The organism is Aliidiomarina soli (assembly GCF_003986975.1).
GTDB classification, from domain to species: domain Bacteria; phylum Pseudomonadota; class Gammaproteobacteria; order Enterobacterales; family Alteromonadaceae; genus Aliidiomarina; species Aliidiomarina soli.
The window spans coordinates 114889-134534 of the sequence record NZ_PIPO01000003.1 but is presented as its reverse complement, the minus strand read 5'-3'; the positions used below and the strand labels follow the sequence as shown (position 1 = coordinate 134534).

General features: G+C 51.0%; 16 protein-coding genes. 1 reads left to right on the top strand and 15 read right to left on the bottom strand.

Features of this window, described 5'->3' with window-relative positions; genetic code table 11:
- Positions 1 to 7: 7 nt before the first annotated feature.
- Positions 8 to 628, top strand: a complete 621-nt coding sequence (gene hisIE / locus CWE14_RS07130; RefSeq protein ID WP_126798757.1) for a bifunctional phosphoribosyl-AMP cyclohydrolase/phosphoribosyl-ATP diphosphatase HisIE — start codon at positions 8 to 10, stop codon at positions 626 to 628.
- A 125-nt stretch (positions 629 to 753) separates the two neighbouring features.
- Here the strand turns inward: hisIE and CWE14_RS07125 are convergent, their stop codons facing one another.
- The 15 genes from CWE14_RS07125 to CWE14_RS07060 form a co-directional block, all read right to left on the bottom strand.
- Positions 754 to 2097, bottom strand: a complete 1344-nt coding sequence (locus CWE14_RS07125; RefSeq protein WP_241972362.1) for an MATE family efflux transporter — start codon at positions 2095 to 2097, stop codon at positions 754 to 756.
- A gap of 124 nt (positions 2098 to 2221) precedes the next feature.
- Positions 2222 to 3409 carry an aminotransferase class V-fold PLP-dependent enzyme gene (locus CWE14_RS07120; protein WP_157981790.1) on the bottom strand — a complete coding sequence of 396 codons (1188 nt, stop codon included), beginning with the start codon at positions 3407 to 3409 and terminating at the stop codon, positions 2222 to 2224.
- A gap of 103 nt (positions 3410 to 3512) precedes the next feature.
- Positions 3513 to 4271, bottom strand: coding sequence for an alpha/beta fold hydrolase (locus tag CWE14_RS07115; protein WP_126798755.1), 759 nt, complete (start codon positions 4269 to 4271; stop codon positions 3513 to 3515).
- A gap of 28 nt (positions 4272 to 4299) precedes the next feature.
- Positions 4300 to 4698: an MAPEG family protein gene (locus CWE14_RS07110; protein WP_241972346.1), complete on the bottom strand. Its 399-nt coding sequence runs from the start codon at positions 4696 to 4698 to the stop codon at positions 4300 to 4302.
- Positions 4695 to 5339, bottom strand: a complete 645-nt coding sequence (adk, locus tag CWE14_RS07105; RefSeq protein ID WP_126798754.1) for an adenylate kinase — start codon at positions 5337 to 5339, stop codon at positions 4695 to 4697. The genes CWE14_RS07110 and adk overlap by 4 nt, the downstream gene beginning before the upstream one ends.
- Positions 5340 to 5456: 117 nt before the next feature.
- A complete protein-coding gene (gene htpG / locus CWE14_RS07100; RefSeq protein ID WP_126798753.1) occupies positions 5457 to 7382 on the bottom strand; it encodes a molecular chaperone HtpG in 1926 nt (641 codons plus the stop codon).
- Positions 7383 to 7500: 118 nt separating this feature from the next.
- Positions 7501 to 8100 (bottom strand): recombination mediator RecR, encoded by a 600-nt coding sequence (gene recR, locus CWE14_RS07095; RefSeq protein ID WP_126798752.1) that lies wholly within the window; start codon positions 8098 to 8100, stop codon positions 7501 to 7503.
- Positions 8101 to 8127: 27 nt separating this feature from the next.
- Positions 8128 to 8460 carry a YbaB/EbfC family nucleoid-associated protein gene (locus tag CWE14_RS07090; RefSeq protein WP_126789872.1) on the bottom strand — a complete coding sequence of 111 codons (333 nt, stop codon included), beginning with the start codon at positions 8458 to 8460 and terminating at the stop codon, positions 8128 to 8130.
- 23 nt (positions 8461 to 8483) lie between these two features.
- Positions 8484 to 10415: a DNA polymerase III subunit gamma/tau gene (gene dnaX / locus CWE14_RS07085; RefSeq protein ID WP_126798751.1), complete on the bottom strand. Its 1932-nt coding sequence runs from the start codon at positions 10413 to 10415 to the stop codon at positions 8484 to 8486.
- A gap of 50 nt (positions 10416 to 10465) precedes the next feature.
- Positions 10466 to 11008, bottom strand: a complete 543-nt coding sequence (locus tag CWE14_RS07080) for an adenine phosphoribosyltransferase (RefSeq protein ID WP_126789874.1) — start codon at positions 11006 to 11008, stop codon at positions 10466 to 10468.
- A complete protein-coding gene (locus tag CWE14_RS07075) occupies positions 10998 to 11375 on the bottom strand; it encodes a response regulator (protein ID WP_126789875.1) in 378 nt (125 codons plus the stop codon). Before CWE14_RS07075 ends, CWE14_RS07080 begins: the two co-directional genes overlap by 11 nt.
- Before the next feature lie 193 nt (positions 11376 to 11568).
- On the bottom strand, positions 11569 to 11691 hold the full coding sequence (locus CWE14_RS14835) for a hypothetical protein (RefSeq protein WP_275065554.1): 123 nt from the start codon (positions 11689 to 11691) through the stop codon (positions 11569 to 11571).
- Positions 11692 to 11843: 152 nt separating this feature from the next.
- Positions 11844 to 14732, bottom strand: coding sequence for a TonB-dependent receptor domain-containing protein (locus CWE14_RS07070; RefSeq protein ID WP_126798750.1), 2889 nt, complete (start codon positions 14730 to 14732; stop codon positions 11844 to 11846).
- Positions 14733 to 15031: 299 nt separating this feature from the next.
- A complete protein-coding gene (locus CWE14_RS07065; RefSeq protein WP_126798749.1) occupies positions 15032 to 17953 on the bottom strand; it encodes a TonB-dependent receptor domain-containing protein in 2922 nt (973 codons plus the stop codon).
- 298 nt (positions 17954 to 18251) lie between these two features.
- Entirely contained in the window at positions 18252 to 19643 is a 1392-nt protein-coding gene (locus CWE14_RS07060) for a tetratricopeptide repeat protein (protein ID WP_126798748.1), read from the bottom strand.
- Positions 19644 to 19646 lie beyond the last annotated feature (3 nt).

Here is a 19646-nt window from a genome sequence, read left to right as displayed (position 1 = left end):
ATATTTCATGCAACTAACCACAGATAATATGGCGTCGCTCGACTGGCAGAAAATGAACGATCTGATCCCGTGCATGGTGCAGGACGCCAGCAGTGGCCGTCTGTTAATGCAGGGCTATATGAATCAGGATGCCCTCGCCGCTACCCTGCAAAGCCAACAGGTTACCTTCTTTAGCCGCAGTAAACAGCGTCTTTGGCGCAAGGGCGAAGAAAGTGGCAACACACTGCAACTGGTTGAATTAGTGGCTGACTGCGACAACGACGCCATTCTAGCCCTGGCTCGTCCGCAGGGGCCTACCTGCCACCTTGGTACTGAGAGTTGCTGGGTACCACAGCAGCAACCCATGATCAGCGAGCTCAGCGAGTTACAGCGTACTATAGAGCAACGCAAACAGCAGGCCGACGGCAGTCAAAGTTATACTGCCCAACTGCTTGAGTCCGGCATTCGTCGCTGTGCACAGAAGGTCGGTGAAGAAGGGGTTGAAGTGGCACTGGCCGCCGTCGCTCAGGACGATGACGCGCTGCTGAATGAAAGTGCTGACTTAATGTATCACCTGATGGTGGTGCTAAGTGCGCGCGATCTCAGCATTGACGACGTGTGCAAAGTACTGCAACAACGTAAGGGCTAATCCCCAGCGGCCGCTTGCATCCATTGAATTCAATATTCAAGCCCCGCGCTTGCATTCATTGAATTCAACGTTCAAGCCCCGCGCTTGCATTCATTGAATTCAATGTTCAAGCCCCGCGCTCGCATTCATTGCGCGTTGAGTGTTTGCCGGTGGACACGGAATAGTCGGATGGTTAAGAGCACGGCTGCAACGCTAAGGCCACTGATAAAGCCTATCCAGAAGCCCGCCGGACCCATCGCTGGGACCAGCAAGTCGGTGCGGCCCAGCACCACGCCAACGGTCAGGCCAAACGGCCAGTACGAGACCAGAGTCACCACCATTGCAGCCCGGGTGTCTTTATAACCACGCAAGGCCCCGATGGAAATCGCCTGGAATGTGTCGGAGACGGTAAAGATGGCGGCTAAACCAAGCAAGGTCCCGGCAAGCTCGATAATCGCGTTGTCCTCAGTATAGAAACCAGCTAAGTAACGACCACCCAGCCACATCCCCAGGCCATTCACAACCGCAAAGCCAACCCCAAGCACCAATGCGACTTTGTAGCTTCGCATCGCGTCCATCACCTGAGCAGAGCCAAGCGCAAAACCAACCCGCAAAGTCACAGCCATGCTCAGACTAAGCGGAAACATATACACCAGGGATGAAATATTCAGCGCAATCTGATGGCTCGACACCATAATTGAGCCAAGTGGTGCAATCAGAATCGCCACTGCTGCGAACAGGCTAACTTCGAAGAACAACGACATCGAAATGGGAAAGCCAAGCCGCACAAAATGCCAGATATCATCCCAACTAGGCAGGTAAATCTGACTTAATAGCATCAGTTTGCGATAGCGCTTCGCCACCAGTACATAGCCGAGCAGTGACAGCCCCATGCCCCAGTAAACCAGAGCGGAAGCCACACCGGCGCCTGCCCCACCTAGCGCCGGAGCGCCAAAACTGCCGTAGATAAAGATATAGTTGGCGGGAATATTGATCAGCAGCCCGATAACGCCGATTACCAGTGACGGCATGGTATGCGACAGGCCTTCGCAAAAGTTGCGCAGCACCATGTAGAGCACAAGCCCCGGGGTGCCCCAAAGAATATAGGTAAGGTAATCAAAGGTTTTACGACGGAAGTCTTCTTCGACGTCCATCATGTTAAGGAACAATGGCGCCAGGTAAACTAACCCCACCACCAGCAAGGCGCTGATGGCGCAGGTATAAAAGCCCTGCTGCAGCATGTTGGCCATGCGCTTATATTCGCCAGCACCATGCGCGTGTGAAATAACCGGTGCCAGAGCCAGCGCGAAGCCAAACACTAACAGGGTCGCAGGGGTCCAGATTGAACCACCCACAGCAACAGCAGCTAAATCAGTTGCACCCACCCGTCCAGCCATCAAAGTGTCGACGACACTCATCAGCATCTGGGTCAACTGGGCGATCAGGATCGGTCCGGTTAGCAGCGATAATTTGCGAACTTCAGACCACACCCCTGCGGATGCAGCGGGCAGATTCCCGGACGTTTCAGACACAGCGCAGCTCCAATCAGCTCCAAAGTAATAGGCGCGCGCATCATAGCACATTGTCACTGATCAGGGGCATGATCAAAACTAGTCAGGGCTTTAACTTACACTCACGAAGCCCGCGTGCCAGCCGTTCAATATCAGCCTCATTGGAGTGCAGACCGAGCGAAAAACGTAAACATCCATTGCTGGTCAGTTTGTCTGTTAATGGCTGCGCACAGTGTCGACCAGCCCGCGCCGAGACGCCGTCCTGATCCAGACATATCGCCAGCTCACGCGGGTGAACCGCGGGGTTGTGAACGCTAATAACCGGGACCCGCCCTCCGCTGTGCGGCAACGCCGTCAACCAGCTCACATCGGCCAGCACCGCTTCCAGTTGCTTAAACAGACCTCGCAGGTACTCACTGCTACCATTCGCCCGTGCATCCTGCAGAAACTCCACCGCAGTGGCAAGACCCGCCGCCCCAACAAGATTTGGAGTACCCGCTTCAAAGCCCTGTACACCGCTGTGAAAGGTGGAATCCTGCTGATACACCTTATCCACCATACCGCCACCCACCTGGTAAGGAGGCATCGCAGCAAGCACATCGTGGCGCACATACAAGCCACCAATACCGGTTGGTCCATATAATTTATGGCCCGAAAATGCGAGTGCATCGCAGCCCAGCTGGTTCACGTCAATCGCCATATGGGCCGCACTTTGCGCGGCATCGACCACGCTCAGTACACCTTGCTCACGCAATTGATGACAGATTTCCGCGACCGGGTTAATAACCCCTAATACATTGGATGCGTGATTTAACGATACCAGACACGTTCTTTCATCAACCAACTGCATCAGGTTGTCGACCGTGCCGTCATCTTTCAGGTCTGCGACCCGAAACTCCGCACCGACCTGTTCGCAGACTCGCTGCCAGGGCAACCAGTTGGCATGATGTTCAGATAAGGTCACCACCACATTGTCACCGCGCTGTAAACGGGGACGTAACAATGACTCAGCGAGAAGATTCATACTTTCGGTAGTACCGCGGGTGAAAATCAAACTGTCACTGGTCGCGCCGACAAAGCCAGCAACCTTGGCCCGCCAGCTTTCATACAGTGCGGTGGCATGCTGGCTTTGCTCATAACTGCCGCGGTGTACATTGGCGTGATAATGGTGTTGGTAGTCACAAATGGCCTCAAGCACAACATCCGGCACCTGACAGGAGGCGGCATTGTCAAAATAGGCCCAGTCGGGACGTTGTCTGAATACGCTAAACTGCTCGCGCCACTGGCTCATAATCACCTCATTATTTGTTTGCATCAGGGGTTAGCATCAGCTGCTGGTACCCGAACCACTTAGAGGATACCAATATAACTTATAATGAAATCGAATAAAGCCTTTAGCGCACTTGTTGCTGTAAAAATTTTACCAAACCGGGGATCACCAGATCAGGTTCAGTTAAAGGCGCCATATGACCGGCATTTACAGATTGCGATACAACCTGTGGCAGACCAGCCAAAATTTCAGCAACCCGCCGGCTTGAGGCAGGCGACTGTTGGCCATGCATCAGAAAGATCGGGCAATTCAGAGTGGCGTAGTCATTGAGCTGAGCGGGTTCACCCAGTAAGGCCGCGAAATCCGCCTCAACCTTCGGCTGTTTTTGTACCATCCCGGCCTGTACCCGCGCAGGTAAAGCCGCAAAATACCCCGGGTGATTCCAGTAGTCGACGAACGCCTGTGCGGCTTCGGCTTCAGATGTGGTCTCCATCTGTTCGGCAATCGCAATAATTTCAGCCCGCGCCGGGTCTGCTGCGGGTAACAGGTGGAAGGCGACTGGTTCATACAACGCAATACTACTAAGACGTATTCCCCGCTGTTGTAACTCGCGGCCGAGGCGAAGCGCGAGAGCCCCGCCATACGAATGACCGACCAAATGAACAGGTCCGTTCTCAAGCGTCGCCAACAAGGGTTCCAATGCAGCCAGTTCATGGTCAAAACAAAATGCAGAGGACGACCCCTTAGGTAAAGGGTTACCACCATAACCAATTAAATCAGGCGTATGAAGATTAGCATCAGGAAGGAATTCAGTGAGCTGCTTAGTCAGCGGGCGCCATTGGGCGCCGCTGCTTTGTGAGCTGTGTAAACAAATGATATGCATGAAATTAGTAGATTTTATCTATTGCGCCTTACAGGCTTGCGAGTACGCTACCAAGTAAAAAGCCCGCGCTGATAATCAGCATCGCAAAGGTTCCGAGCACGCCGATGGTCCGATAAATACTGACCCCAATACTCTTGGTCAATCCGATTGCATGGAATATACGCGCCACAAACAAAAGGCCACCGAGGGCGAACATGAGGCCTTCAGATGCGTTATTCAGTTCCATTAAAGCAAGCAGGATAAGACCCAGCGGCACATACTCTGCAAAATTGCCATGTACACGGACCGCAGCTTTCAACGGCAGACTCTCGCCCGTGCCAAGACCGACCCGCTCTTTCCAGCGTAAACGAATAATCCGGATCGCCAGAACAATGTACAACAGCGTTAACAGCGCTGCGAACAGGCTGGTTAATGGCAAGGTATTCACGATAAAACGTCCTTCAATTCATCACTGATTTCATTCACATCGCGGGTACCGTCGACACTATGGTATTTGACCACACCTTGTTCTGCCAGATTCTGGTAATAGCTCACCAGTGGTTCTGTCTGCTCATGATAGACACTAAGGCGGTGACGAACGGTTTCTTCTTTATCGTCATTGCGAACGATAAGATCTTCGCCGGTAACATCGTCTTTACCATCTTCTTTTGGCGGATTATAACTGATGTGATAAACACGGCCAGACCCTGGGTGAACACGACGACCCGCCATACGCTCGACAATAACATCATCGGGTACATCAAACTCAAGCACATAGTCAATTTCTATGCCCGCTTCCTGCATCGCATCTGCCTGTGGAATTGTCCGTGGAAACCCATCCAGCAAAAACCCGTTCTTACAGTCTTCCTGAGCAACACGCTCCTGCACCAGACCGATCATGATATCGTCAGAAACCAGCTTGCCTTCGTCCATGACTTGCTTGGCTTGTTTGCCAAGTTCGGTACCTTCTTTGATCGCCGCGCGTAGCATGTCGCCGGTGGAGATTTGCGGGATATTGAACGTGTTCATCAGAAATTGCGCCTGGGTGCCTTTACCAGCCCCTGGAGCGCCTAGCAGAATAATCCGCATGTCGTGTCCTCAATGACTTTTTTAAAAAATGTAATACGAATGGAACAAACTTTACCTCTCAGGCCGAAAAGATACAAGGCTCGCGATGCGAGCCTTGTACCATAGTCGTAGTTGAGGTTACTTGTTAGTCAGCGCTAACATCATCTCATTGAGCTTGCGCACATAGGTGCCAGGATCTTTAAGGCTACCGCGTTCAGCCAGTGTGGCCTGCTGCAATAACAGATCAGCCCAGTCGCTAAAGCGCTGTTCGTCGCTTTCTTCGGCAATGCGCTTAACCAACGCATGCTCCGGATTCACCTCAAAAATATACTTGGTTTCCGGCACTTTCTGCCCGGCGGCTTCCATCAGCTTAGCCATCTGCGTGCTCATATCGTTCTCATCGGTCACAATACAGGCGGGTGAATCAGTCAGACGATGGGTAACACGCACGTTCTTAACCTGCTCGCCCAACGCCTTCTCGAACCGTTCTACGGTACCAGCAAATGCCTTTTCTGACTCTTCCTGTGCTTTCTTCGCTTCCTCGTTATCCATGTCGCCTAAATCAAGGTCGCCACGGGTCACTGACTGGAAGCTCTTGCCTTCATACTCGTGTAAATGGTTCATCAACCACTCATCAATACGATCGGACATCAGCAGCACTTCGATCCCTTTCTTGCGGAAAATTTCCAGCGCAGGGTTGTTCTTCGCTGCTTCGTAGCTATCCGCCACGATGTAGTAAATTTTTTCCTGATTCTCAGCCATGCGGCCAATGTAGTCATCCAGACCCACACGCTGCTTGGCGCTGTCTTCATGAGTGGACGTAAAGCGCAGCAAGGACGCAACTTTTTCGCCGTTGCCCTGGTCTTCCGCCGGGCCTTCTTTCAGCACCTGACCAAAGTTATCCCAGAACTCTCCGTATTGGTCCGCATCACGTTTCGCCAGTTTCGACAGCATGCTTAGCACTTTCTTGGTGCTTGCAGAGCGCATTGAACGGGTGACTCGGTTGTCCTGCAGGATTTCCCGCGAGACATTGAGAGGCAGATCGTTGGAGTCAATCAAGCCTTTCACAAAACGCAGGTAGGTCGGCATGAATTGCTCAGCATCATCCATAATGAAGACGCGCTGAACGTAGAGCTTAATGCCTTTCTGACTATCCCGGTTCCATAAATCCCACGGCGCGCGCTTCGGGATATAAAGCAAGCTGGTGTATTCGTGCTTACCTTCAACTTTGTTGTGGCTCCATAGCAATGGATCTTCAAAGTCATGCGCGACGGTTTTGTAAAACTCTTTGTAGTCCTCGTCACTAATGCTGTCTTTGTCGCGGGTCCAGAGCGCCTGACCCGAATTAATGGTTTCCCACTGACCTGGCTGAGCTTCCACTTTTTCGCCGTCCGGACCTTCACTTTCTTCAGTCGGCTCTTTCCACATCTGTACCGGAATACTCAGGTGGTCCGAATAGGTATTAATAATTTGACGCAACTTCCACTCGTCTGCGTATTCTTTTGCATCGTCTTTCAAATGCAGAATAATATCGCTTCCACGGGTCGTTTTCTCGATATCCGCAACGGTGAACTCACCGTCACCATCGGACTTCCATTCGACGCCGTGGGTGGTATCTGCACCTGCTGCGCGGGTGCGCACGGTAACTGAATCAGCAACGATAAAGGCTGAATAGAAACCAACACCAAACTGGCCAATCAGTTTGGAATCTTTACTCTGATCACCAGATAACTGGCTGATAAATTCTTTGGTGCCTGATTTCGCAATGGTGCCCAGGTTGGCCATCACTTCGTCACGGGTCATACCAATACCATTGTCGCTGACAGTGATGGTATTAGCGTCCTTGTTCACACTAACCCGAACGTGCAGGTCCGCATCGTTTTCGAATAACTCATTGTCTTCCAGTGCTTTAAAACGCAGTTTATCGGCTGCATCTGAGGCGTTGGAAACCAGCTCGCGGAGAAAAATTTCTTTGTTTGAATACAAAGAATGGATCATCAAATGAAGCAGTTGCTTCACTTCAGTTTGAAAGCCATGCTTTTCAGCCTGGGTAGTGTCAGACATCGGTGTTCTCCCAACTCTTATCAGTTATACGCAAAATAAAAGGTTAACCAAGAGATGGGGATACCCATACCAATTTCAAGGGCAAATGAGGATTTTCCTGCGTCAGGTATGGCCAGCCTTACACCTGTTTACGGCCAGAGAAGGCATGACTAAGGGTGGTATGGTCGACGTACTCAAGTTCACCACCGACCGGGACGCCATGAGCAATACGTGAAGCCTTGACGTTATTGCTACGGGCAAGGTCGGCAATATAGTGCGCGGTTGCATCACCTTCCACCGTCGGATTGGTAGCAAGAATGACTTCTTCTATGCCACCTGCGGCAAATCGGGTGGCCAGTTTATCTAAGCCGATATCATTCGGTCCGATTCCATCCAGGGGTGACAAATGCCCCATTAAGACAAAATACTGACCTTGATACTGCGACGTCTGCTCGACCGCGATCACATCAGCTGGCGACTCGACAATACAGAGAATACCGCTTTCAATTCGTTGCGGGTCACTGCATATTTGACAGCGTACCCCTTCAGTTAGCGTGCGACAGGTATCGCAACGACCGACCACTTCGACCGCATGGGCGAGCGCCTCAGCCAGTTGACTGGCGCCATCGCGTTTTTGCTCCAATAACTGAAAGGCCATGCGCTGAGCCGATTTCTGGCCAACGCCGGGCAATACTTTCAGCGCGCGAATCAAATTCGCGATAGCGGGACTAAGTTGCATAATTTATTTGCTGGCTTATTTGCTGGCTTAGAAAGGCAGTTTCATGCCCGGCGGTAAACCCATACCACCAGCCAAACCAGACATGTGCTCTTTGTTGGCTTCTTCGACCCGACGGACGGCATCGTTGGTCGCTGCCGCAATCAGATCTTCGAGCATTTCTTTTTCCTCTTCATCACCCACTAATGACGGATCAATCTCAACCCGTTTCACATTGTGATTACCATACATGGTGACTTTGACCATGCCAGCGCCGGCTTCGCCGACTACTTCCATTTTCGCAAGCTCTTCCTGCATCTGCTGCATCTTTTCCTGCATCTGCTGCGCCTGCTTCATCATGTTTCCTAAACCGCCTTTAAGCATGGGGTATCTCTCTCTTTGCTAAATTAAACAGGTTTTACCGAGCTTTCGTCCAGCTCGGCATTAAAACGTTGCACCAGGTCCTGGATACGTTCGTCATTGCGAACCAAATCCAGCGCTGCCTGAGCGCGTTGTGTATCTATCAACTGCTGAATCAAAAATGGCGTCGCTTCAGGTGTCGCGTACTCTATGCTCAACGCCACATCGCCGACCAACTGACGCAGTCTGCTTTCAAGTTCGCTTAATAGTTGCTGCGAACACAGCACTTGTTGCTGGCTATCAACAATAAGCTGGTAGCCGTCGCCCTGTTTTTCAAGGACTGAGTGCAATAATACCTGGCGCAGCCGACCTGTCGCCTGCATCCCATCCACTGACGCACTCCAGGCATCAATCTCAGCAGCAGTGCGAACGTCAGCGGTTACTTCTGGCGCTTTTTTTTTTGCTAACAACTGCTCCCGCGTTGCCATTAAACTTGCGATTCCACTGTCTGGATTCGGCTGAGGCTCTGGCACCGGTGCTTGTCTGGGTTCTGGTTCCGGCTCTGGTTCTATCTGATGCTCAGGTTCCGGGTCCGGATCGGGCTCCGGGTGAATCTCTGCCGTTGCCTGATTTAAACCCTGCTGCGCCGCTTGCTGCATAACAGACGCTTGTTCCTGGGCCAGCGCAGACTCTTCATCGGGGCTCAAAAAATCTTCATCCGCGTCATCATCAGCCAGCTGCGGCTCATAGTCTGAGGCCACTTGCCGCCCCGCCTGCTTATCAGCAGACGTGTCGGGCGCAGCTGGCTCAGCCACATTGGCTTGCGCCGGACTGACCTGTGCCACATTGAGCTTTGCAACACTGGCCTCTGCAACCGGCATCTCCTGCATAGTTGCAGGGCGAAATGCGAGCAGCCGTAACAGCGTCATCTCGACGGCACTAAATGCATCCACCGCATGAGGCAATTCACGGCGCCCTTCGAGGACGATGCGGTACATGACCTGAACCAACTCTGGTGACAGCGTTGCTGACAGCGACTGAATGCTTTGCTGGTCGCGAAACAACTCGACCTCGGCAAAGGCCGGGCTAATCTGCAGTAATGCCAATTGGTGCAATAAGTTTTGCAGTTCAGGCAATACCACCGCGATATCTGGGACTTTATCCTGCATTTCGCGCAACGTTTGCAGTACGCTTGCGTGGTCGCCGCTTACAATAAGCTGAAGCAACTGTACGATCCGCTGCCCTTCAATATGACCAAGCATAGCCCGCACTGAATCAAGCTCCACGCTCTGGTTGCCCTGAGCAATCGCCTGATCGGTTAAACTCAACGCATCACGCATACTGCCACGGGCAGCACGTGCCAGCAGCTGAATAGCTTCGGCGTCGAACGACAACGACTCAGCCTGCAGGATATGGATCAGTTGAGCGGAAATTTCTTCACGGGTAAGTGCCCGCAGATGAAACTGAAGACAGCGTGATAGCACGGTGACCGGCAGCTTTTCAGGATCGGTGGTAGCCAGTAAAAACTTGACGTGTTCAGGCGGCTCTTCAAGGGTTTTCAACAGTGCATTAAAGGAATGACGAGACAGCATATGGACTTCGTCAATCAGGTACACTTTATAGCGGCCGCGGGTAGGACGATACTGCACGTTATCAAGCAGTTCCCGGGTGTCTTCCACTTTAGTCCGCGATGCAGCATCGATTTCAAGCAGGTCGACGTAGCGGCCCTGATCGATTTCCTGACAGGTATCGCATTCGCCACAGGGGGTTGCACTGATACCCTGTTCGCAATTCAGGCTCTTTGCCAAAATCCGCGCGATGGTTGTTTTACCCACCCCTCGGGTACCGGTCAGCAAGTAAGCATGGTGCAAACGCTGATTAGTCAACGCGTTGCTAAGAGCCTGCAATACATGCTGCTGCCCGACCACCTGAGCAAAGCTGTGTGGTCGCCATTTTCGAGCCAGTACCTGATAGTTCATGAATGTGCCCCTGCGCTTGCTAAATCGTCGTTTCCGGGTGCGCTAGTAGTCTAATCGTACGCGCAAATGGCGTAGCATGGAACACCTGATTGCTCAATTCGCTGGCGACCCGGCAAGCCTGTTAGTTCAATCAGAAAGGCAGCCTCTATGACCTCAGCCTGAGTACGTTGCACCAGCTCAGCGGCAGCACACATGGTGCCGCCGGTAGCAAGCAAGTCATCCACCAGCAGAACCTTGTCAGTGCTGCTGAGTGCGTCCTTATGCAACTCAAGGGTATCATTGCCATATTCCAGGCTATAGGCCTGTGAATGAACAGCGCGAGGCAATTTGCCCTGTTTACGCACCAAAGTCACCCCACAATTGAGTCGATCAGCCAGTGCTGCTGCAAAAATAAACCCGCGCGCTTCAATGCCGGCAATTTGCGTCAGTCCTTTGTCCTGATAACGCTCTGTCAGCAAATCAAGGATCAGGTGCAACGCCTTTGCATCGGCCAGAGTACTAGTGATATCACGAAAAATAATACCGGGCTTCGGATAATCCTGAATACTGGTTACTGTGTCGCGAATATACGCAATCCGAGGCTCAAGCGACATAACGAGGCGCCAGACGTTTGAGTTCTTCGAGCAGGGTTTCACGACTTAGCGGTTTCGCCAGTACACGAGTAGCTCCTAGCCGGGATGCTTTTTCAGCTACCTGACGTGGATCTTCAGTGGTCATAAAAAGCAATGGAGTTTGCCCATAGGCATCCAGCTCCCGCAGATTACGCAGCAGACTTAATCCGTCCATCAGCGGCATCTTATGGTCAAGCAGAACAATATCATAGGTGCTCTTCTTGGCATCTGTCAGCCCGCCCAGGCCGTCTTTCGCCCGCGTAACCTGAAATGGTGTATCGGCGAGGATCTCCGTGATCTGCTGAGCAGTGCGGTCGTTATCTTCAACCAATAAAATTTGCAGGGCCATGCATACCTCGGGTAAAAAATTCGACGCAGATCTTACAAGATCCAGACGCAACTTAAAAGCAATCGAACTCAGTTTAGACCAGCTCTCTGTCAACGAATTGTAAAAACGCAAAAGCCCGGGATGTTCCCAGGCTTTTTAAGCAAAAAACGTCAGGTGCAGCGCACCAGAACTTATCAGTATGGTACTGATAGCTTTAAACGAAGAACTGAATAACGGCAATCACTACCGGCAACAATGCAACCAGTACAAATGCACCCGCTCCCAGTAGCAAATGCCAGTTAGTGCTTTCTTCACGATAGTTTTCGTTGTCAGCCATAGCTAACTCCTTTGCTCAGTCACTTTAGTTGAACAGATTTTACTGCATCCGCCAGCAACTGAAAAGGCATCTTTCCCACCTCTTTGCGATAGGACAAAAAAAGCCCCGCTGCTGCGGGGCTTGTCCTACCAAATTATCCAGGGAGGGATAGCTTAGAAGTTGAAAGTAACTCCAGCAAAGACACGGCGACCAACAAGGTCATACAGCGCGTTGCCTGTATAGCCTGGTGGTACCTTATCCAGCACGTTACGGATACCTGCATTAAATGTCAGGTTTTCACCGAAGTAGTAGGTGCCTGAAATGTCATGCGTGGTAATTGACCCAATGTAACCCGGACTGACGTTCTCATAGCTTTCGAGACGTGGAGTCACGTTAAACAACGCAGAACGGTCAATAAAGCGCATAGTCCAGTTTGCCGACCAGTCATTTAGACGATAGGTGTTGGTCAAACGGAACTGCCAGCTTGGGTCACCCACCTGGCCGTCGTTTACGTTATCCAGCTCAGGCTGATCCTGGAAGTCATAACGTACCCATTTGTCCAGATGGTTAACAAACAATGAGCTTGACAGTGAGCCAGGTAAGTCCCAACGCGCCAAATCGGTGCGGTATCTTACGTCTAACTCAATACCACGGGTCTCGATTGCCGCTGCGTTCAGATAACCCGACGTTACTGCAGTTAACTGCAAGTCATCGCCACGGGTAACCTGAGGACAGAAGTCAGTAGATAAACCACCTTCTGAATCCACACAGTTATTGATAATGTCCTGCGGCTGAATGAAGGTAATCGCGTCTTCAATCTGAATATCATAGATATCCAATGTCAGGCTCAGACCTTCAACGTAGGACGGTGTCCAGACAACACCAGCGGTCCATGAGTCAGAAGTTTCAACGTCTAGGTTAGGGTTACCACCTGATACCAGGTCGATACTCGCATTGGTAACCGACTCGAAATCAGCAGGAATACCTAACGCAGCACAGTTAGCCGCACGGTTCGGGTTCATATCCTGACGCGTTTGGTCACACGGATCTGTTACGTTAACAAAACCTGGTGATTGCGGGTCGAACGCTTCGGTAATATTCGGAGCGCGAACCGCTTGACCGATGGTACCACGAAGACGTACATCCGGAATCGGCGCATACATAAAGCCAACTTTCCACGCATCAGCAGAACCAGCATGCGAGTAATCGGCCGCACGATACGCAAGATCCACAGTCAGCTCTTCAACACCACGCAACCCGGCAAGAATTGGCAAGTTAACCTCGACAAAACCTTCCGTCACGTCATAACTACCAAATGCATCTGGTGTTGCTGCACTGCCGCTTAAACCTGCTTTGGTAAAGGCGTCAGTAGTAGTCGAAGAAGTCTCTTCGCGCCATTCCGCACCAAATGCCACGTCAATAGCACCGCCCTGTAATTCAAAGAAGTTCGCGGTGTCTGTTACAAAGCTGGCACCAACGTATTCTTGTGTAATTACGTCCTGACGGTTTGAATCATGTGAAATGAACGCAATAGCTTCTGGCGTCGCATTGGTACCAAATGGGTTATAAGGTACACATTCGCCACCTGCGTTGACCAGACCTGCGTCCGGGTCACGACATACGATATTACCGTCACCATCGCGGATGGTATCGATAGCCGCGTTGACGTTGCTGACACCAGCTGCGTTACGAATAATTTCGTTTTGCGTGGTCCGGCTGTTGCGAGTTTCGCCATAGCCATAATATACATCGTACTGGAGGAAGCTACGATTCATATCAAAAATACCATCAACACCCATTACCGTGCGGAATGTCTGGCGGCGGTTGTCTGCAGTACGAGGACCCCAGTCGTCAAACCACTTCCATAGTGGCACTTCTTCAATGCCTGCACCCTGGAAGATTGCGCGTAAATCTTCTGGCAAATATGGGTTGTCGTCGACGTTGATGACCATGCCCTGTTCAAACATCGGCTGGAACTGCTGAGTCACGTCCGCTTCAACGTATTTGAAGTCGGCGTATAAACGCGCATTGTCATTCATCTCGAAGTTTAACGATGAACCAGCTGTAACCCGGTTCAGACCTGGCTGGAAGTTTACCCAGTCGTCTGGGTATCCACAGGTTTCACAACCATCAGGGAACCAGCCAAATAGCGCTGAGTTACTACCTTGACGCTCAGGCTGCTCCTGCCAGCTGCCATCTGGGAAGAAGCCGTAGAACGGCCCTAATGGGATAACACCTGTACCGGAAAGGTACTCGGTACCAACGCCCGGAGCCCAAAAGCGATCAGGAATACCATCTAAACGACCAGTATCCTCTGGGTTCAAAACCGTTCCCCAGTAATCGAACTGGCGAATGTCACTTTCCATGGTTTCCTGAATACGGTTCATGCCAATATTGAAAGTCGCGTTACCGCGGCCATTCATAAAGTCACCACCGCCTACCAGGCTGAATTCGTGAGTCCGCGCGCCAACACCTTCAGTTGAAGTGGTACCACGGGCATTGAATTCAACGCCTTCGAAGTCACGACGGGTAATAACGTTAATTACACCAGAAACCGCATCTGAACCATAAATGGCCGATGCACCACCGGTCATGATTTCGATACGTTCAATCATGGCAGATGGAATGGTTGATAAATCAACCTGCGCCGAACCCGGATCACCAGCTACATGGCGCTTACCATTTACCAGTACCAGCGTACGAGAGGCGCCCAGGCGACGTAAGTCAGCCGAACTAACACCAGCTGAAGCATTACTTTCGCGGTTACCGATTAATGTGTCAGTAGCACCAATTGCTGGTAATTCAGCAAGAATCTGACCTAAGTCAGGCGAGCCAAAATTAGCCAGCTCTTCCCGACCGATTGACACCACAGGTGCTGCTTGCGACAACTCTGGACGAGCGATGCGCGACCCTGTGACCTGAATTCGTTCTGTACGATCTTGAGCTTCTTGTTCTTCAGCTTCCTGTTGTGCAAATGCAGCAGGCGCAGCCAGCAGACCGGCCCCCAAAGACACAACTAAAGCGCTCCGGATAGAGCTCGCTAAGAATGATTTGCGACTCATAAGTCTTCCCTTGTGTGTATGAATAATTGTTGTAGTAAGAAGTGAACCGGGTTACTTGTATACATTATTGTTTACGCTACCCGCACCGCTTCACGTTTAATTTTTAACACTTAAAATACATTTACGCAACATTAACGCGTCATATTGTTCTGAGATCAGTATAAATATGTTTCCACAATTAACAAATTGAACTATTTGTTGCAGAAAGTAAGAACGCTCATATCCAGGTGCAAAAAACTTGTACAAAAAAAGGCGCCCGGAGGCGCCTTTTTAGATTTTGAGATTAGATCAGAGTTGATTTAGAACGAATAGCCTACACGCACATAACCGAAACGGCCGATGTTATCGTAGTAAGCAGCTCCGGCAGTGGTACCTGTTGAGTTGCGTGGCATATCGCGATCAAACAGGTTATCCAGACCTAACGTCAGACGTACCCCATTATTGAACAGGTACGAGCCTGTCAAATCAGTCACTGCGTACGAACCATAATCCATGAAGTTGCTTGGATTCGGATTTTGTGACAGCTGAGTTGGGTTATACAGATTGACACCGTTGCTGAAACGAGTACGAGTTCCCACCGACCAGTTGTCACGTGAATAATCCAGGGTCAAACGTAACTGCAGGTCAGCGTCACCCAATACACCGGCATAATCCGTGTAGTCGTCTGGCTCGTTCTGGAACGGATAGCTCTTCGCATCTAGCAGGTAAGTACCCAGTAATGCGGTGCGGAAGCGCCCCTCCAGCGCATCAAAGTCATAACCAAATTCGAAGTCAACACCGCGATTGAAGCTGCGCGCAATATTCAGCGAGAAGTTTTCAATCTGAGTAATCTGGCCCTGGTTTGGTCCATCCTGCTCGCGGGTAATACGAGCACAATACTGGTTGTTAATGCTGCCGGCATCCAGACACTCAGTCAGAATACGTTGTGCATTCAGCGATGAAATCGTATCCGTGATATCGATTTCCCAGTAATCCAGTGTGGCAGAGAAACCTGCCAGCCAATCTGGCTGATACACCACACCCACCGTATACGAGCGTGACTCTTCTGGTTGCAGATCAGGGTTACCACCTGAACGACCTTCCAAACGCGCACTGTCGTAGTTGTCGTCAAAGCCTTCCGGTACTCCCAGGGCCTGACAGGCAGCGCGACGTTGAGCTGCGGTTTCTGCGGTTACGTTGGCAAGTTCGGATGCTTTACACGGGTCATCAACATCATAGAATGTCTGGCTCTGGGCCGAGAACAACTCGTTAATGTTAGGGGCACGCAAGGCTTCAGATGCAGTAAAGCGCGCACGTAGCTCGTCGGTGATGCTCCAGTCCAGACCTACTTTCCAACTGGTGGCGTTGCCCACAGTCGAGTAATCGGCCAGACGAACTGCAGTATCCAGTAGCAGATCACGTACCAGGAATACGTCTGCCACCAGCGGGATGGAGAGTTCAGCGTACACTTCAGTAACGTCGAATTCACCGTCGACTTCACCTAAGGCATTGAAAAAGGTCGCACCCGTAGCTGCGAACGCGTCTTCGTTGGTCACTGCACTTTCTTCACGATACTCAACACCACCGGCGAAACCGACATAACCTGCTGGTAAGGTGTATAAGTACGGATTCTGTACGTTAAAGGTTGCGACGCGCTGCTCTACTTCGGCCGTACCCACTGAGGTAGTAGTGATGTAGTCAGCTGCTTCCTCAGAAATACCTTCGCGGCCCATGATGTTGATCGGCACACAGCCTTCAGCGCCACTGGCACATACAATTTCACCGGCGTTGTTATAGACTGCATCGATCGCATTTTCGTAATTCTCAATAATAACGTTGGCGCCGTTCACTCGTTCAATGTCCGTACGACCCCAGACCAGTGACGCATCATAGCTCCAGTCGTCGGTGAAGTGACCTTCGACCGCCGCCACAAAACGCATGGTTTCACGCGTATTGTCTTCAACGCGACGACCCAGGTCGTTATGGAACTTATTGACGTTCAGGTATTGCTGCCCTGCATCGTCCATCATCCCGCGCAATTCATCATTTATAAAAGCGTTGTTGCGGGCGAGACGGTAAGGGCCGGCTTCCGGGTTATACCCATAGTGGAAAAACGGCTGACCAATGTTCTGCCCTTCGGTACGAACGTACTTGGCTTCTACAAATGCAGTCAGGTCCTGATTAACTTCGTAGTTACTCTTAACATTAACCCCTACCCGCTCAAACTGCGGTTGTAACTCGGAGTACTGACGCAGGTTGATATAGTCACATGGTTCCTGACAGTAGCTATAACCCGGGTCGACCAGGCCGCCCATAGTGTTCTTACGGAAGCTGCCGTCGTCTTCAAATACATACCAGTTATCAGGGTTACCGGCATCACCGACAAAGAACGCGCCCGCTTCCGACATATCGTAGTAGCCTGCGTTCGGCACCGTATAGCGGTCAGGAAAGTCTGGGTTGGTTGCTTCACTGTCTGGGCGTGGGCCATCCGGCATATACTGATGCCCAATCGTCGCCCAGGAGGTATTAGCGTAGTGATGATCCATTGCATTCAATGAATCCTGCGCATTGTATTCAAACGAGGCTGCGACGTTACCGCGGTTATCAGCAAAGTTTGTACCATACGACAGCGTGAAACGTTCGTTGTTGTAGCCGTGATTTTCGGCCCAGCCTTTGGTCACTGTGGCATCGAAGCCTTCGATATCACGCTTGAGGATAAAGTTAACTACCCCAGTTACAGCGTCGGCACCATAAACGGCAGAAGCACCACCTGTGATAATCTCAACACGTTCGATCCAGGTACTTGGAATCGTATTGGTATCAACCGCTGCTGAGCTTGCTGAACCTGCAACATGACGACGTCCGTCAACTAGCACCAGTGTACGGCTGGTACCCATACCACGAAGGTCGAGCAGGCTGGCACCGGCGGTACCAATGAAACGGCCGGAATTCGCCAGGGTGTAGGTGTTCGCCATTGCAGGTAAACGTGACAACACTTCACCGATGTTCATAGCCCCGGATGCAAGCAGTTCATCGCCTGAAATGACCGTAACCGGCGCTGGTGCTACGGCACCTTCACGAATAATGCGTGAACCAGTAACCTGAATACGTTCAGTTCCATCAGCGCCTGAATTGGTATTTGTGTCCTGCGCAACCGCCATCCCCGGTAACGCGATACTTAGCGCACTACCCGCGAAAAGAACGCGGCGTACACTACTGTTAAGAGAATTATTTTTAAACATGACTTGTATACTTCCTAACTACAATTTTTATTATGTCAGTTGATAAACCACTGATATGGACTCAAAAGAGTCAATGAAAAGGAACCACGCATCCTATAACAAGCCTTTATCTATGATCAATGACTTATGCCGATTGAATTATGATAACTATCATAGACAAATGAAATTATATATGTCTATCAATTAGTTACGAAATTAGTAAAGTTGGAGGGATGCGCTGAAATGCAGGAAATATAAGATAGAAAATAAAAAAGCCCACCACAAGGGCGGGCTTTCATAGTTGTATAATTAGCAAACGTTAGATGTCGACACCACGGCGTTCGGCAGTCTCACGAATGTAATTGGCCCAGCTTTCAGCATTGCGACGCTGATCACTGTATCGTGCAGCACGTTCTGCAGCACGAACCGCGTCAGTATAACGCTCTGTATAGAAGTACGCTTCTGCCAACGACATGTAAACACGACCTAGGCCGTCGTCGTCTGATTCAGCGGTTTCTAAGGCAGCGTTAAACGCGCGAGCAGCTTCTGCATAGTTATCCGCTAGCAGCAACGAGTTGCCGCGGCGACGGTGATAATCATGACGATCTTCACGTGACTCCGCATTCTCGGCAGCTAACACGTACATCTCATTCGCCTGCTCAAACTCACGGGCGCTATGGTATGCACTTGCCGCAATCGAGTAATTGCGAGCGGTCTTGTCAATATCATCAGATTCCAGATGACGACGTAACACTTCCGCCGCACGATAAGGGATCATGTTGTTACTGAACATCTGCGCCAACGCACGGAAGTCATTCTGCTGCGACAGGAAACCAGCGCGGTACGCCAGATCCATCGTTGCCAGCGCTTCATCAGAACGTTCCTGCTGGAAGTACAACATTCCCAGCTGCGCCCACCAACGTTCTTCAGTTGGTATCGCCTGCACCGCTTCTTCAAGAACCTCTATCGACTCATCCATACGTTGCAGTTCATATAAAGACGCGAACTGCAAAATGTACGGGTTGCGATTTGGTTCCATCTGATAGTGACGGGCTTTACGAGCCAACGGAACAACCTGCGCGTAATTCTCCATTTGCATGTGCGCATTTGCCATGCGAACAAACACATCCGGGTCCATACGGCCGGTGAACTGAATCCAACGGCGGTAGTTTTCTACTGCCTGCTGAAAGTTCTCTTCCTGAAGATGCAGGTTGGCGACCAATAGCATTGCTGCTTCCTGGTCGTTAAAGCCCAGAATATCAGGTGCAATGGCCTGCTCAAGGCGATTAATTGCATCCTGAGCGCGCTCTCCCGCAGCGTAAAGGTTACCTAAGAAGCGATTCACATAGGCAGTATCATATTCAGTCCGGGTATTTATCCCTTCCAGAATGTTTATTGCCCCTGGAATATCTTCTTCCTCATACAGTTCAAATGCCTGCATGATACGGCGACCAACTTGTTCGCTTGCTGCCTGATTTCGACGGCTGTCGCGTGCTCGTTCGACTTCATCTGGCGACGGAATACGAAAACCAACATCAATGTTATCAGTTTGACGCTGTCGCTCTGCGAAGGACCGTTGCGCTGCTCGAGCTTCCGCTCTCGCCTGCGCCTCGGCATTTGGCTCACCTTCCTGCAACGCGTACGCACCAGAGGATACGAAGCCAAGGCTTACTGCTACTGCCCCGGCAAGTAATGTCTGTTTAAAATTCATTAC